Here is a 17273-nt window from a genome sequence, read left to right as displayed (position 1 = left end):
ATAAATCTTTTTAAAACAGTAATTTAGTTTACAATTAGATTCGTTTGTTACTTAAAATGTGTACTTTAGATTTATGAAAGTGCTACATTTCCCACTTACAAAACTAACCGTAGGATTTATTTTTGGCTTATTGCTAGCGCATTTATATGTCTTTTCGCCAACTATTATTGGGATTAGCTTGACCGTTTTGTTGTTACTCTTATGTTGCATAAATAGTTTTACTATTGGCAAACAGCAGCCCACTTTTTTCGGACTGGTCAGTTTACTGATAATGATTTTGATTGGAATTTATACAACAATTATTCACAACGATTCCTTTGACTCCAAACATTACAGCCATAACAAATCCGCATTTGCGAAACCAACTTTAATTACCCTAACTGTTCGAGAAAAATTAAAGAATTCATCATTTACCAGCAGGTATGTGGCCCAAATTACGCAGATAAAAAACCAACGCCAAAACGGTTCTATCATCTTAAATATCGCAACAGATAGCCTACCTATAACAATGCCTATTGGAAGTAAATTAAAAATCAACGGAATATTGATTGCTAATAAAACTGCTAGCAATCCAAACCAATTTGATTTTGGCAAATACCTTCTAAACAAGCAAATTTATGCGCAATTATACAGCAATCCTGAGGACCTATCTATTAGTACTTCCTGCGAGAAAGACATTTGGTATTACACGGCTCGCTTTCGCGAAAATCTAATTTCAAATTTAAAAGCCAACCAGTTCTCCAATCGAGAACTACAGGTGGCGATAGCATTAATTTTAGGTCAACAACAAGAAATTGATCCGGCTATCATTAGAGATTATCAATATGCAGGCGCCGTACATATTTTATCCGTATCAGGTTTACACATTGGGTTTATAATGCTTTTCATGACTTTTTTATTACGTCCTATACCAAACAACAAAAGAGGTTCTGCTTTGAAGCTAGTAATAATTCTGTTGAGCTTGTGGTTGTTTGGAATACTAGCAGGACTAGCGCCATCTGTAGTTCGTTCTGTTACCATGTTTTCATTTGTTGCAATTGGTAATCACCTGAGCCGAAATACATCTATTTATCACACTTTAATAGCATCAATCTTTATAATTTTACTTTTTGAACCTTCATTTTTATTCGATGTAGGTTTTCAATTAAGTTATATTGCCTTATTTTTCATTGTGTGGCTGCAGCCGCTGCTAGGAACTTTATGGAGTCCAAAATACAAATTAGTGCGCTATTTTTGGGACATTCTTACAGTTTCATTTGCTGCACAAATTGGGACTTTGCCACTCAGCATTTACTATTTCCATCAGTTCCCTGGATTGTTTTTTATTACCAATTTGATAATTATTCCATTACTTTTATTCATCATGGCGATAGGAATTATAGTCATGAGTTGGGCTGCTTTCACCGAAGTACCACGCGCGCTTTCACAAATTTTAGAATGGGGTATTTGGATTATTAATTGGATAATAAGTAAAATTGCATCGGTTGAGCAATTTATTTTGAAAGACATACCGCTACATTTTTATCTTTTGTTGTGCAGCTATTGCATCATTGTAACAGTAGTTTTATGGTGCAAAAAACCAAGTTTTTACAAATTACTGGCAGTATTGGTGAGTATAATTGTCACACAAAGTACGTATTTAGTATTGAAAAACCAGTTTGAACAGCAAGCTGAGATGATCGTCTTTAATACTCAAAAAAACACTTTAATCAGCAAGCGGAATGGAAATTTCATCCTTGCTTATTCTAGAAGCGACGTAAAAAATAACTCTTCATTAAACACTTTGAAATCGTACGAACTAGCTAATTTTAGCAAAATCAATTCTATAAAACCGCTTAAAAATGTACTTTTTTACAAAGGCAAAAAGATATTAATCTTGGATAGTTTAGCAGTTTGGTCACCTAAAGTAAAGCCAGACATTTTGCTTTTAACTCAATCTACTAGGGTAAATCTTGATCGCGTTTTAATACAATTGCATCCAAAAACAGTAATTGCAGATGGCAGCAATTTTAAAAAAGCAAGATGGAAATGGGAACAAAGTTGCCAAAAACAAAATATCCCTTTTCATGCCACTGCCGAAAAGGGATATTTTAAACTAAATTGATTGTATTATTTTTTTAGAAAACCATCTGCAACTGCCAACCAAGCTGTTGGTCCTCCTGGAACGTAACCAGTACTTCCAATACCTTCAAAATTAACTTTACCATCAACATCCTTTACGTTCGCAAATACAACCGTCGGGAAACCTTGTATTTGGAAAGCCATTTGCAACTCACTATTTTGTTTTTTAATTTCTTCTGTTTGTGGTGCTCGTCTTGGGTAATCTAATTCTACCAAAACAACATTATCTTTAGCCCATGTAGCAAATTCTGGCGTTTTTAAAACCTCTTTTTGCAAACGAATACACCAGCCACACCAATCGCTGCCTGTAAAAAACATTAGTAATGGTTTTTTAGTTGTTTTAGAAACCTCAATTGCTTTATTCACATTTGTTTCCCAAACTAATTCTTGCGCTTGAATAGCAAAGGAACCCATAACCAACATCAGCGCTAAAAATATTTTTTTCATATTTGAATTTTTTATTTTGTAAATCAAAAATAATACCTAATCATCACTTATTTCACATCTTGCATTAATTTTTTTACTAAAGGCGAAATAACAATTAATATTACACCTGCAGCCAACGCGTAATAACTCAACTGCAAGTATCCATCAGCATATACGTTTAATTTGACCAAGTTGGTTTCATTGGATGACGCTTCCGCAATATTCGCACCTAATAAACCAGCAAAATACTGACCATAAGCACTAGCTAAAAACCACATTCCCATAATAACAGCTTGTGTTTTTTGGGGCGAAAGTTTAGTCATAGCCGACATACCGATAGGAGACAAACACAACTCTCCAAAAGTAATGACCAACCATCCCATTGTAAAAATTCCTAAAGAAGTTTTTCCGTTAAAATCAGCAAAGAATTTAGTGTAATAAAAAATCCAGAAACCACCAGCCAGAAATAAAAATGCCAAGCCAAACTTGATAACCGTATTGGGCTCAATTTTGCGCTTTGCCATCCATAGCCAAACCAAACCTACTATTGCTGCAAAACCGATTACAAAAAAGGAATTGGCTGAATTATTGACTCCATTTGGACTCAATGTTACTCCTGCTATTTCGTTATTTAAATTATTGGCAGCAAACAAACTTAACGATCCGCCACTCTGCTCAAAAAATGCCCAGAAAAAAATAGAAAAAATTATAAAAACCAATGCTGCAATCAGCTTTTTGTTTTCGACAACAGTAAAATTCTCCATCTCATAAAACAAATACAAAACTGAAGCCGGCCCAATAAACAGCATAAAATAATCTGTGTAGCGTGTATTAGCAACCATTATAATAATTAACGGAACTACAGCCAGAGACGCTAGATAAGTAAGCATTTCTAAATTCCGCTTTTTAGTTCCCGTGAAGTGAGTAAGGGGCGAAAGACCAATTGGGCCTAATGTTTTTTGAGTTTGCGTGAATGTAAGTAGACTAACAATCATAACAACGGCTGCAAAACCGAAACCTACATTCCAGCGCAAATGTTCAGGAACAAGCGATTGCCACATGGAACCTTCGGCCACAGCAATACAAATATAACCACCTATTAACGCACCCAAATTCACACCCATATAAAAAAATGAAAATCCAGCATCACGTCTCGGGTCATTATTGGCGTACAACTGCCCTACCATTGAAGAGATATTGGGCTTAAAAAAACCCGTACCTACAATTGTGAATCCCAACCCGATAAAGAAGAAATTTTTAGGATCAAATGCCAGAATTGCACTTCCAATAATCATTAGAATTCCTCCCCAAAAGAGTGACTTGCGCAAGCCTAAAATTTTATCAGCAAACAAACCTCCGATAAAGGTAAAAGCATACACCCACGCCTGTGTGGCACCGTATTGTAAATTGGCTACCGTTTCGTTCATGGCCAAATGATTCACCATAAAAACTACGAGCATACCGCGCATTCCATAGAAACAAAACCGTTCCCACATTTCACTAAAAAACAAATACCACAATTGTTTTGGGTATTTGCCTTTAAAATTTTGAATTTGTTCTAAACTTTGCATCTGAGCCATACTTAATTTATTCCGTGATCTTTCATCACTTTATTTAGGTTTTTGACCAAGGCAAACATTAGCGCTGTTGCAAACATGAGCAAGCCAAAATTCAGCCAAAAGAAATTGGCCTTATCCTCGTAAGAATCCCACATACTAGCTAAAACTCCAGATAGTTTATTCCCAATTGAAGTGGCTAAAAACCATCCACCCATCATTAAAGCGGTAATGTTTTTTGGTGATAATTTAGATACAATTGACAATCCCATTGGACTTAAGAATAATTCTCCAATCGTGATTACACCATAATTTGCAACCAACCACCAAACTGATACTTTTTCAGTTCCGTTGTTACCTATATGCACAGCAGCAACCATTACCAAAACGGACAAGGCAGATAATAATAGTCCAAAAGCTATTTTGGTTGGTGTAGAAGGTTCTTTTTTTCTGCTTCGTAAAAATGTAAAAAAGGCAACTACTAGCGGAGTTAATAAAATAACCCATCCCGGATTTATGGATTGACTCAAATTAGCCGACCAAGTATAAATTTTACTTTCTTCTTCAGGTAATTTTTCTTTGGCTACATTCCGAAAATAAAGCGGATAATCAACCACTTTTACCACCTTGCCGTCTTCTTTTTGAATTCGGAACGCAGCATCGTAAAGCGCAACAGAATCTTTTTTATAAGTTAAAGTGTCTATTAAGAAAAGTTGTGAACCTACTTTTTGCGGAACGCCTACCAACTCACGATCTGTATATTTATCACCCCAATTGTTTAATGCTGAACCATTCAATTTGAATACGGCCCAAAACAAAATAACCACTGCAAAAATAGATAGCAACGCACCAATCGGACGCTTTTCAGCGGGCTTGGCTTTAAAATACAAACTGCTATAAAACCATACAATCGGGATACATGCAAAAATAAAGGCATCGGTACTATCTGACCCAAATATAGAGCTATCAGCATTAGTTGCTGTAGTAACTCCTTTGATAAACCAACCAATTACACCAAAAATAACCGATGGTACCAAAATGTACATTACAATTTTAGAGAACGGCATATCGCCTTCTTGAATTCCTTTCTTCTCCGTTTTGTCACCATAATGCTTGGTCCCTAACATGAACACTAGCACACCAATAAACATCCCTACACCCGCAGCCATAAAAGCCTCTTGCCAGCCGAAAAGAATTTTTAGTGCGGCTCCAAAAAAGTTACAAATGAAAGCACCTACATTGATTCCCATATAAAAAATGTTGTAACCCTCATCCTTTTTGTCTTTGTATTCCTCATCGTTATAGAAATTACCCAACAAAGTTGAAATGTTTGGTTTGAAAAATCCGTTACCAATTATAACAAGCGTCATGGCAACATACAGCATTGTTAAATTCGGGATTCCCATCATCATGTAACCCACAGCCATCATCAAACCACCAATAACAATTGATTTTTTGTAGCCCAAATAACGATCAGCAATTAAACCACCAATAAAAGGTGTTAAAAACACCAAGGCAATGAAAGTTCCGTACAAATCAGACGATTCTTTTTCGGTCATTGAAAACCCCGACTCAACATCTTTAAGGTACAACGTAAAAATTCCGATCATTAAATAATAACCGAAACGTTCCCACATTTCGGACAAAAACAAATAAGGCAAGGCTTTAGGATGACTTTTCCACATAATAATTCAATTTAAAAAAAACAAACCTACAAGTTCACAGTGGCGAATTGCAGGTTTGAAAAGTGTACAACTATTTTCATTTGACAAACTAGCCTAAGCCGTTCATCATTTTCTTTAATCTAGGAGAAATTACTGCAAGGATTACAGCAGCGATTCCACATAGAATAACAAAAACCATAAAGAACTCATATAAGTTATGAATTTCAAATCCTGCAAATGTGTTATTTGCCAGAGGTAATTGTTCTTTATTAAACAAGGCTACTTGCTCTGGAGTTAAAGTGATTTTTTTATCAAGAACATCCTGTAAATTGATTCCTAATTTTTCTGCCTTTTGGAATTTATCTCCTGTTGCTGGGATAATGGCTCCTAATGACCCTGCAAGAGCGTAACCTGCGGCATTCGATATAAAAAACACACCGTACAACAAAGAAGCAAATCGTTTAGGGGCCAATTTACCTACTAGCGACAATCCAATAGGAGACAGACAAAGCTCACCCATAGTTTGAATGAAATACAACAATACTAACCATTTAATAGCCAATAGTCCTGAGTTGCCTAGATCTTTAACATTGTATGCAATTATTAAATAACTCAAGGCAATCAACCCTAAACCTATGGCTTGTTTCATTGGCGATACAGGCTCTTTTCCTTGTGCACGAAGCTTATCCCACATTAGACTGAATGGAACTGCAAGGATTACAACAAAAAGTCCGTTGAAAATTTGAACCATCGAAGCTGGCATATCCCAACCAAATAAGAATGTTCTATCCGTCTGATTTGAGGCAATAAAAGTTAAAGAGGATCCCGCTTGTTCAAATGCAGCCCAAAAGAAGATAATAAAAAATGAGACAATGTAAATTACCCAAATTCTCTCTCTTTCAATTTTATTCTCCGCAGAGCTCATGATTAAAAACGCTAGAGAAATTCCAGCTCCATAAATAATCGGGTAAATAATTCCTTTTACCAAAGTACCGATTTCGAAATTTGAAAATCCAATTTCAGAAACCAAGAAATATCTAAAGGCAAAAAACAAAATCACAAATAAAACCGCTGCTAATCCAATTGACTTACTTGAAAATTTAGCTTGCTCTTCTACTTCTCCAACAGAAACATCTTTGTTTGGTTTTGCCCCAATTGGTAATCCTTCAGGCGAAATAACATATTTATCTTTCAAAAAGTAGAAAACCAATGTTCCTAAAACCATAGCCACACCAGCCATCAAATAACCCCACTTAAAAACGGTTGGATCTTGAACACCATCAACTTTAACATCTGCAAAAAGAGGAACAAAATATTGACTCAACAAAGCTCCAACATTAATTCCCATGTAGAAAATGGTGAATGCCGAATCTAATTTACTTTTTTCTTGGGGTGGATATAAACTGCCCACCATTGACGAAATGTTCGGTTTAAAAAATCCGTTTCCAAAAATTATTACAAATAGACCTAACCAAAACATTCCTTTTGATAAATCTAAACTGCTATCATAAATAGTTGCACTGTAGAATAATGAAAACTGACCGATGGCCATTAAAGTTCCACCCAACATAATGCAACTTCTATTTCCAAGATATTTATCAGAAATAAAGCCACCTAAAAGAGGCGTTAAATAACAAAGAGCTAAGAAACCACCGTAGATAATTGATGCATTTGATTCACCAAGCATTAAGGCGTTAACCATGAACAAAGTCAAAATAGCACGCATGCCATAAAAATTGAATCGTTCCCACATTTCGGTTCCAAATAATACCCAAAGTCCTTTTGGATGTCCTGATTTTGCTACTGATTCACTCATGTTATTTAATTTGGTTTGTTTTAATTAGTGTTATTATAAATTTTCTTTAATAAAATTGGTCATTTTGGTATACAACTGTACTCTTGTTTTACCTCCATAAATCCCGTGATTGTTGTCTGGATAAATTTGAGAGTCAAATTGTTTGTTCGCTTGAATTAAAGCTTCCATCATTTGCATTGTATTCTGAACATGTACATTATCATCTCCTGACCCGTGAATCAACAAATACTTTCCTTTTAATTTATTCACGTGATTTATTGGAGAGTTATCATCATAGCCACTTGCATTTTCTTGTGGGGTTTGCATGTAACGCTCTGTGTACACGCTATCGTAAAAACGCCAGTTAGTTACTGGAGCAACCGCAATAGCCATTTTGAACACATCATTCCCTTTCAAAATACAATTAGAAGCCATAAATCCACCAAACGACCAGCCAAATATACCAATTCTGTTTTTATCCACAAATGCATAGTCACCTATTACTTTAGCAGCATCAATTTGATCCTCCACTTCGTACTTCCCTAATTGCAACTGCGTCACTTTTTTGAAATCAGCACCTTTAAAACCGGTTCCACGTCCGTCAACACAGGCTACAATATAACCTTGTTGTGACAACATCATGAACCAATAATCATCTGTGCCATTCCAATCATTGTTTACTTGTTGTGAACCTGGACCAGAGTACTGGTACATAAATACTGGATATTTTTTTGCAGGATCAAAATCTTTTGGCTTGATCATCCAAGCATTCAACTCATTACCTTTAGCTGTTTTTAGAACAAAAAATTCTTTGGTAGGTAATTTGTACGCTTCTAGACGTTTTGAAAGTCCTTCGTTACTTTGAATTACTTGAATTTCTTTACCCACTTTTGACTCGTTCAAAGTGTATTTTGTTGGTATTGTTGCGCTTGAAAAAGTACTGATGAAGTATTGAAAGTTTGGACTAAAAGTAGCTCTTGTAGTACCTGTTGCTTGTGATAAACGTACTTTATTTTTACCATCCAAGCCAATACGGTAAACATCTCTATTAATAGAACCATTCTCTACCGATTGATAAAAAATAGTTTTTGTTTTTTCATCAAGGCCATAGTAGCTCGTTACTTCCCAATTTCCTTTAGTCACTTGATTTTTTAATTTTCCGTTTTTATCGTACCAGTAAATATGATTGAATCCGTCTTTCTCTGAGGTCCAAATAAAACTATTGTCTTTTAAGAAAGTTAAATTATCTGTTACATCAACATACGCTTTGTCTTTTTCGTTTAAAGCTACTTTTACGGAACCTGTATTTCCGTCAATAAAAAGTAAATCTAGATTATCTTGATGACGGTTTAAAACTTGTGCTGATAAAACATTGGCATCTGTTGACCATTTCAAACGAGCTATATAAAAATCTTTGTAATTTTTTAAGTCGATATCTTTTTTAGCTTTTGTAGCAACGTCATACACGTGCAAAGATACAGTTGCATTTTTCTCTCCTGCTTTTGGGTATTTGAAAGTTTGCATGAACGGATACAACTCTTTACCGAACATTGACATTGAAAATTCAGGAACTGCGCTTTCATCAAAACGAATAAACGCTACTTTTTTGCTATCGGCGCTCCAATCAAAAGCTCTTACAAAAGCAAATTCTTCTTCGTAGACCCAGTCGGTAATCCCATTGATAACACTATTCTTTACACCATCAGTAGTTATTGCTGTACTTGTCGCAGTCGCAACATCGTAAACAAATAAATTATTGTCACGAGCGTACGCTATTTTTTTTCCGTCAGGCGAAAAAGTAGGCTCTTGTACCTGAAAATCAAAAAGAGTAGTTAGCTTTTTAGTAGTTGTATCGTATAAAAAATAATCTGCTGTGAATGAATGACGAAAAATTGCATTGCTATTACAAGCCAAAAGAATCAATTTTTCACTTGCGTCAAAAGTATAACTGTCAATACCATTTGCTAATTCTTTGTACCCTTTGGTATCAATAAGTGTAGATACTTTTTTGAGTGTTGCAAAATCATATAGATCAATTTGCATGCTTCGGCTAGCCCTGTCTGCATTCAAAACGGTATATTGATTGGTATTTTTTAGGGACTGCAATTCGTCCATTCCTTGAGTTCGAAAAGTTCCGTTGTAAATTTCATCGATGGTAATTTTTTGTTGTGCAACAAGGTTCAAACACACGAACAAAAACAACACCATAATTTTTTTAGAATACATAATATATATTTAAAGATAAAAACCGTCAATTTTAGTGAAAAAATTACAAATATGAGCCATTTTATATGTTAAATGTAAAAAACAATCTCAAAAATAAAGCACGATTAGGATTCATTTAGTTGCTTTTTAAAACTGTCAAAAATGTATCTTTGTAGACATCATATTATAATCAATTGAGAATGAACAAGGCCATAAGTGGATTTTCGAAATTATCCAAAGAAGAAAAAATAAAATGGATTGCCGACACCTATTTTTCAACACCAAACGAGGCCATCGCTTTGTTGAAAAATTACTGGAACACAGACGAAAAAGTACAACAACTGCATGATGAATTTATAGAAAACACCATAACCAATTTTTATATTCCTCTTGGTGTGGCGCCAAATTTCCTCATAAACGATAAGTACACCACTATTCCAATGGCTATTGAAGAAAGTTCAGTAGTAGCAGCAGCCTCAAAAGCAGCCAAATTTTGGGCAACTCGAGGCGGCTTTAAAACCACTATTATTGATACTGAAAAAATTGGCCAAGTTCACTTTTTGTACCAAGGCGAAGTATCTAAACTCAATTTGTTTTTCGCTCAAATCAAAGAACAATTTTATACTTCCACAGCTTCAATCACCGCCAACATGCAAAAACGCGGTGGCGGAATAAGAAGTATTGAACTAAGAGACAAAACCGATTTGCTACCCAATTATTTTCAATTGCATGCCACCTTTGATACTAAAGACAGCATGGGAGCCAATTTTATCAATTCGTGCCTGGAACAATTTGCAAAAACTTTACAAGCAGAAGCCAAGAATTACAGCCTTTTTAATGAAACTGAGAGTGAAATTGAGGTTGTAATGAGTATTTTATCGAATTATGTACCTAATTGTTTGGTTCGTGCCGAAGTATCGTGCCCGATTGAAGATTTGATGGATAAAGAAATCCCGAATCCGCAAGAATTTTCTACTAAGTTTGTACAAGCCGTTCAAATTGCCGAGGTTGAGCCTTACCGAGCAGTAACACACAACAAAGGAATTATGAATGGTATTGATGCAGTCGTGCTTGCAACAGGAAACGATTTTCGCGCTGTAGAAGCAGGTGTACACGCCTATGCTTCACGAAAAGGTCAATATAGCAGTTTGTCACACGCAAAAATAGAGAACGGAATATTCACTTTTTGGCTTGATGTACCTTTGGCATTAGGCACTGTGGGCGGACTTACCTCTTTGCATCCTGTGGTAAAATTATCATTAGAAATGCTCGAAAAACCATCAGCTCCTGAACTGATGCAAATTGTGGCCGTGGCAGGTTTGGCACAAAATTTTGCTGCCTTGCGATCTTTAACCACAACAGGAATTCAAGAAGGACACATGAAGATGCATTTGAATAACATCTTGAATCAGCTAGAAGCAACGAAAGAAGAGCGTATTGCTATTCAAAAACATTTTGAAAACAACACCGTATCACATAATGCCGTAGTAGCTTTCACCGAAAGTTTACGCCAATAAGCACACTATTACGCCAATAAAAAAAGCGATAATATTAAGTACATGAAAAAGACATTTTATAGCAATGGCAAACTATTGATTACAGGCGAATACCTTGTCCTTGATGGCGCTCAAGCTTTTGCACTACCCACCAAACAAGGGCAAAATTTAATCATTGAAGAAGGTAATCAAAACCAAATTCATTGGAAAAGCATTGACTTTGATGGAACAATTTGGTTTGAAGACACATTATTATTTGAAGAAATAAAATCTGGTAAAACATCCGATACTTCATCTGTAAAAAGCACATTGATTGAGATTTTGCATGAAGGCTATAAAATGAATCCCAATTTTTTAAATGCGGAGCAAGGATACAAGGTGCGTACTGAACTTACTTTTCCTAAAAACTGGGGTTTAGGCACATCATCAACCTTGATCAACAACATTGCGCAGTGGTTGCAAATTGATGCCTTCACACTCTTAAAAAATAGCTTTGGTGGCAGCGGCTATGATATTGCTTGCGCTCAAAACAACTGTGCAATTGTATTTGAAATAAAAGCAGGACAACCAACAGTAAAGCCAATTGAATTTCATCCTGAATTCACCAAAGACCTTTATTTTGTATACCTGAATAAAAAGCAGAATAGCAAAACCGCTATTGAAGCTTATCAAAAAAATAAAAAAACGAACTTAGCAGAAATAATAACTGCTACAAACAATTTGACAATAGCAGCTTATCAAGCCAAAACGCTAGCTGACTTTGAAACTGTTTTAAGAGAACACGAAAACAATTTAAGTGCGATATTAGAAACTCCAACTGTGCAAAAACAATTGTTTCCCGACTTTGAAGGAACAATAAAAAGTTTAGGAGCTTGGGGTGGCGATTTTGTTTTAGCGGCCTCTACAACAAACCCGACAGCTTATTTTAATGCCAAAGGATTTGATATAGTAATTCCCTTTGAAGAAATGATTAAATAAAGAAAAAACCGTTTAAGTTTTTGACTTAAACGGTTTTTTCTTTATTTGAATAATTTTAAAAAGTATAACCAACTCTAATATGCAAATCAGCGGCAGTCTCCCATTCCTCTACATCAAAATAGTACTTTTTACCTAAGCCAATTCCCAATTCATAATTAAAATTACTTTTAGCTATTGCCCTTCTAATCCCCCATTTTGGAATTATAGTCATCTGATTTGGTACACTAACATTATCTCTATTCGCAATAACAAACCAATCTGGATAATAATTAAATCCTATTGTTAAAAAATTAGAACTATTATTTTTAGTATATTTTTTATTTCCCTCTCTTTTCAAAATATTGTAATACCACCTCGGTTCGATACTTAATTTTGGTGTGAGAGCAAAAATTGTTTTTCCAACGAAATCACCTCCCCGATAACCTAAATCTAATCCAACTTCGGTTCTAAGAGCTAATTGATTAGATAACTTAGTTTCACGATTTACCCAAACTCCGAGCAAACCAGTTTGTATATTATAATTAGAATTTTCAACACCCTTATTCTGAGCAAAAAGCAGCTGACAAAAAAAGAGTAAAATCAATAAAAAGGATTTGTTTAATTCCATAATTTTTATTTTAAAACTTAAACTAAAATAAGATATATTCTTACATACTTAAAAAGCTAATTTAAAACTTATTAACAATATAAAGTTTATAAAACGAATCATTATTAAAATCATCATCGTTTTCCTTACCAACTATAAACAAAAAACCCGATACTCAAAAAGTATCGGGTTTTTATATTCGGTAAGATTGAACTAGTAGTTAAATTCTAATCTGTTATCTTCAATTTTAGCGTTAGCTTTTAGAGCAGGAACTACTCTGTTTGCATCTCCAGCACTTTGTGCTTTTAACTTTGTAACGTAAGCAGCGTAGTTTTTAAGAGCTGGTGCTTTTACAGTACTCGTGTTCTTAACAACGTAAACACCTGTATTCGCTTCAATAGGAGCAGATACTTTATTTGCAGCTAGAGCAAATGCATTACCTACTACTTTTGGTTCTGGTCCTACATTAGGCAACATAGCATTTTCTAGGGTAATACCAGTAGCTTGTTGCACCGTTCCGCCAACTGCTTTTGCAATAGCTTCAAGAGACGAACCTGTCATTTTAGCTTTGATCAACTCGGCTTTCTTTTTGTTTTTCAAGATAGACTCTACATAAGGTCTTGCTACAGAAACAGCAACTAAACCAGAATTATCAATATTTTTCAATTTAGCAATTACGTGACCTACATTTGGAACTTCAAAACGTTTTACATCACCAACTTTTACTCCTTTTTCAAAAGCCCATCTTACAATAGTTCTTTGGTTTCCTAATGGTCCAAAGTTTTCGTCCATTGCTTTTACACTTGCAGCAGGTGCAACTGTAAGACCTAAACCATTAGCTACTTTAGCTAAATCTTGTCCTGCAGCGTCCATTTCTAATTTAGTAGCTTGTGTGAAAACTTTATCAGAAGTAGCTTCAGATGGCTCAATTTTTTGAGCTACTGTTGCCAAACGAATTCCGTCTTGCTTATCAGTTACTTTGATGATATGAAAACCAAACTGCGTTTCTACCAAACCTATTTTTCCAATTGGATTTGCGAAAACAAAATCATTGAATGGTTTTACCATTTGGCCAGGACCAAAAGTTCCTAAATCACCACCTTGTTGTGCTGAAGAATCATCTGAGTTAGTAAAAGCCAACATCATGAAACTTTCAGGATTTGCCTGAACTTGAGCTAAAAGAGCTTCTGCTTTTTCTTTTGCATCCTCTTTTGTTCTTTTTTCTTTTTGGCTAGGAGTTTGAGAACCTTCGTAACCAATTAAAATATGACTTGCTTTTGCATTTACTCCTGCTTTCATCCCTAAAGATTTAGAAATGCAATAGTATTTACCAAAAGTATAAGGCCCGTAAACTGCACCTGGAGCTAGGTTAAATAATTTATCAGCATCTACAGCAGGTAAATCTTTCTTAGCGATATAAGTTGAGTCGTAAGGAACATCAGAATTTGAGTTTACAAAATCAACTACATTTTTAGTAGTTCTGAAACCCGCAACAGTATCATTTTTACCAGTAGTTTGGTTGTACACCACGCTACCTGATAACAACGCATTAATTTTAGATTTCACTTCTGCTTCATCAGCTGCAGATGGCTTGTCTTCTATTAAAACATAATCCACTTCGCGAGACTCATCCGCTTTGTATTTCTTCTTGTTTTTCGCCATGAAATCTTGAATTTCGGCGTCAGTGATTTTTACATCACTATCTTTAATGGTAGAGTACAAACCTGCTACATATGCAAAGTTTACTTTATTTGACTCCATTTCGTATTTCAACTTTGCTTCGCTCTCAGTTGTGTACACAGCAGCTTTGATCATTGTGTTGTACATTTGAAACTTTGCGTTCAAATCAGCATCTTTCTCTCTATCTTTTAAGAATTGAGCTTGTTCTGGATTTGACTTGAAATATTGTTTGAATTTAGCAACATCAAAAACTCCAGCAGCATTCAAGAACAATGGGTTTCCACCGATGTTTTGATCTGCTTTTAACACCTCTAACAAATGTTTTTCACCTACTCTTAAACCCAACTTTTCGAATTCAGAAGTCAATAAAGCAATAGACACTTCTTGCTCCCAAACTCTATTCGCAGCTTGAGTAGACGTAATACCTTGGCCGCTTTTTTCTACGTTGCTTACTTTCACTCTGAAATCTTCGAATGAAATATCTTTTCCATCAATGCTTCCTACATCTTTTGATGTACTACTGAAACCACCACTATTGAATATATCACCTATGATAAATGCTAATAAACAAAACCCGATAACAAGTATCAAGAGAAGTGAACGTTGTCTAATTTTTTGTAAAACTGCCATTTTATTGTTGTTAATTTTTATATTCAGTTTGCGAAAATACAATTATCTAATTAATAATTATACTAGTAGCGTTTTATTTTACAAGAATTTTTGTTTTGCTAATAAAAATCAGTCTTGGGCATTCATTTTAATGATTTCTATTTTCTTATTTGATGCTGCAACAATGGTAAATTGAAACTTATCGATGGCAATAACAGTGTTTTTTAAGGGTGTTTCCTTTACAAAATCGACCAGATATCCACTAAGGGTTTCGTAAGCTTCCGACTCTGGAATTTGTAATTTATACGTTTGATTCAAATAACTCACTTCTAATCTTGCCGAGAAGACATATTCTCCCTTTCCTAAATCCTGCTCAATGAGGAGTTCATCAAGATCGTGTTCGTCTTCAATTTCGCCAAAAAGCTCTTCCACAATATCCTCAATGGTAAGTACTCCTGCGGTACCGCCGTATTCATCAAGTACAACTGCCATACTTTTACGTTTTTTTGTCAATAAGCTCAGCACATCTTTAATCAACATCGTTTCAGGAACAAACTCCGCTTTAATCATTACCGATTCAACTGACTCTGGTTTTTTAAACATTTCAAATGAATGGACGTAACCTAAGCAATTATCTAGTGAATCATCAAAAACCATGATTTTAGAATACCCAGTTTTAATAAAAGTATCCAATAACTTTAACACATCATCGGTGATCTCTACCGCAACAATTTCTGTTCTTGGCGTCATGACTTCTCGTGCTTTGACCCCCGAGAACTCTAAAGCATTTTGAAAAATTACTATTTCAGTGTCTATTTCAGTATCCTCATCAATCGAATTCATTTGCTCTGTGATATAGTCTCCTAATTCTATTTTGGTAAAAAATAAAGGACTACCATCGTGCGTATTTCTAAAAACCAACTTAGAAATAGCATCAGAAAAATAAATTAAAAGAAAAGCTATTGGCGAAAATAACAAGTAGAAAACATAGGCAGGAACAGCAAAAAACTTGATCAATGCGTTGGCGTATATTTGAAAAAAGACCTTCGGCAACCAACCAGCGGTGCAACCGTAAACCAAAACAGCTAAAACAATTTGAAGCCCAAAAAGAACTACCGCTGGCAAATTAAATTGTTGCTCTTCACAATACAATCGAATTGCATGACTAAACTGAATACCAAATATAACAATTGCAATGGCATTACCTGTTAGCATTGCCACGAGAAAACGAGATGGTTTTTCAGTAAGTTTATTTAGTATGGTAGAGAAGAAATTATCTTGCTTTTTTTCGATTTCAAGATAAATTTTATTAGAGGAAACAAAAGCAGCTTCCATACCGGTAAAAAAAGCGCTTAGTATTAAACACGATATGATAATACCAAACTCCACTTTTTAGACTTTTTTATTTCTATCCTCGAATTTACGAGCAAATTTTCTGCGGAAGAAAAACATAAACACTGCAAGAGCTGCAATCATAAAACTCAACCATGGCGAGCCTAGAGAGGGCTCATTTACTTTAGTAATACCATCATAAATTAAATAGGCAGCAAAAAAAAGATATACGTATTGAGTAAATTGTAAATATTTCATGATAGTTGGTTTTATTCGTTAGATTCTAATTCGCCAGTGATTTTTTGAGAGTTGATCACTTTAAAATCCTTACTGAAATCAATTCCTTGTCCGTTAGAAACGCCTTTAGGATCTGATAATTTAAATTTGCGTTCGGTAAAAAACCATTCGTTTTTTTGATCAAAATACAACTGCTCTGTTTCAAGCATTTGTCCTAGCTCGGTATAAATTTTTACTTTACCTTGTAAATCAATAATGTTGGTTCGTTTATACGAAACCGCATAATCTGCCTTGATAAAAGTTTTCTTTTGATTTTTATCAAACAAAGTTACATCAATACCCTTTGGAAACTCAGAAAAAGGAAAATCAACACTAGAGTAATCTAACATTTGTTTACTTACCAAAACAGCCGTTATTCGTCCCGAGTCAGTGTATTTTAAATCCACCATATCAGCATCGCTATTGGGAACAAATTCTGAAAAGTTGATTTTTTGAACTTCTTTAAAATTACTTTCACAACCAAAAATAACGAGTATAGCAGCACTCATCAACACCCATTTGCTACTATTTTTAAAAAATAAGTTCATA

Annotated in this window: 13 protein-coding genes; 3 read left to right on the top strand and 10 right to left on the bottom strand. The window is 34.8% G+C overall.

What is annotated here, in order from left to right:
- Window positions 1–73 precede the first annotated feature (73 nt).
- A complete protein-coding gene (locus G9Q29_RS09010; protein ID WP_166135962.1) occupies window positions 74–2104 on the top strand; it encodes a ComEC/Rec2 family competence protein in 2031 nt (676 codons plus the stop codon).
- Window positions 2105–2109: 5 nt separating this feature from the next.
- On the opposite strand, the gene G9Q29_RS09005 is transcribed toward G9Q29_RS09010, so the two are convergent.
- The 5 genes from G9Q29_RS09005 to G9Q29_RS08985 form a co-directional block, all read right to left on the bottom strand.
- Window positions 2110–2568 (bottom strand): thioredoxin family protein, encoded by a 459-nt coding sequence (locus G9Q29_RS09005; protein WP_166135959.1) that lies wholly within the window; start codon window positions 2566–2568, stop codon window positions 2110–2112.
- A 47-nt stretch (window positions 2569–2615) separates the two neighbouring features.
- A complete protein-coding gene (locus G9Q29_RS09000; RefSeq protein ID WP_166135956.1) occupies window positions 2616–4127 on the bottom strand; it encodes a peptide MFS transporter in 1512 nt (503 codons plus the stop codon).
- Between the two features lie 2 nt (window positions 4128–4129).
- Window positions 4130–5788, bottom strand: a complete 1659-nt coding sequence (locus tag G9Q29_RS08995; protein ID WP_166135953.1) for a peptide MFS transporter — start codon at window positions 5786–5788, stop codon at window positions 4130–4132.
- A gap of 88 nt (window positions 5789–5876) precedes the next feature.
- Entirely contained in the window at window positions 5877–7583 is a 1707-nt protein-coding gene (locus G9Q29_RS08990) for a peptide MFS transporter (protein WP_166135950.1), read from the bottom strand.
- 33 nt (window positions 7584–7616) lie between these two features.
- A complete protein-coding gene (locus G9Q29_RS08985; protein ID WP_166135947.1) occupies window positions 7617–9788 on the bottom strand; it encodes a S9 family peptidase in 2172 nt (723 codons plus the stop codon).
- Window positions 9789–9967: 179 nt separating this feature from the next.
- Here G9Q29_RS08985 and G9Q29_RS08980 point away from each other — a divergent pair, with 179 nt between their 5' ends.
- Entirely contained in the window at window positions 9968–11284 is a 1317-nt protein-coding gene (locus G9Q29_RS08980; RefSeq protein ID WP_166135944.1) for a hydroxymethylglutaryl-CoA reductase, degradative, read from the top strand.
- Window positions 11285–11326: 42 nt separating this feature from the next.
- On the top strand, window positions 11327–12241 hold the full coding sequence (locus tag G9Q29_RS08975; protein ID WP_166135941.1) for a GYDIA family GHMP kinase: 915 nt from the start codon (window positions 11327–11329) through the stop codon (window positions 12239–12241).
- A gap of 55 nt (window positions 12242–12296) precedes the next feature.
- On the opposite strand, the gene G9Q29_RS08970 is transcribed toward G9Q29_RS08975, so the two are convergent.
- From G9Q29_RS08970 to lptC, 5 genes are all read right to left on the bottom strand, one after another.
- The gene (locus G9Q29_RS08970; RefSeq protein WP_166135938.1) at window positions 12297–12848 is read right to left on the bottom strand and encodes a hypothetical protein; all 552 of its coding nucleotides are present in this window, start codon (window positions 12846–12848) and stop codon (window positions 12297–12299) included.
- A 192-nt stretch (window positions 12849–13040) separates the two neighbouring features.
- The gene (locus tag G9Q29_RS08965) at window positions 13041–15137 is read right to left on the bottom strand and encodes a peptidylprolyl isomerase (RefSeq protein WP_166135935.1); all 2097 of its coding nucleotides are present in this window, start codon (window positions 15135–15137) and stop codon (window positions 13041–13043) included.
- A 108-nt stretch (window positions 15138–15245) separates the two neighbouring features.
- Window positions 15246–16505: a hemolysin family protein gene (locus G9Q29_RS08960; RefSeq protein ID WP_166135932.1), complete on the bottom strand. Its 1260-nt coding sequence runs from the start codon at window positions 16503–16505 to the stop codon at window positions 15246–15248.
- A gap of 3 nt (window positions 16506–16508) precedes the next feature.
- Window positions 16509–16706: a hypothetical protein gene (locus G9Q29_RS08955; RefSeq protein WP_166135929.1), complete on the bottom strand. Its 198-nt coding sequence runs from the start codon at window positions 16704–16706 to the stop codon at window positions 16509–16511.
- An 11-nt stretch (window positions 16707–16717) separates the two neighbouring features.
- Complete coding sequence (lptC, locus tag G9Q29_RS08950; RefSeq protein WP_166135927.1) at window positions 16718–17272, bottom strand: LPS export ABC transporter periplasmic protein LptC; 555 nt, start codon at window positions 17270–17272, stop codon at window positions 16718–16720.
- Window position 17273 lies beyond the last annotated feature (1 nt).

This window comes from Flavobacterium turcicum, from assembly GCF_011365745.1.
Taxonomy (GTDB): domain Bacteria; phylum Bacteroidota; class Bacteroidia; order Flavobacteriales; family Flavobacteriaceae; genus Flavobacterium; species Flavobacterium turcicum.
Note: the sequence above shows the minus strand (reverse complement) of the source record. Positions and strands in the feature narration are given on the sequence as shown.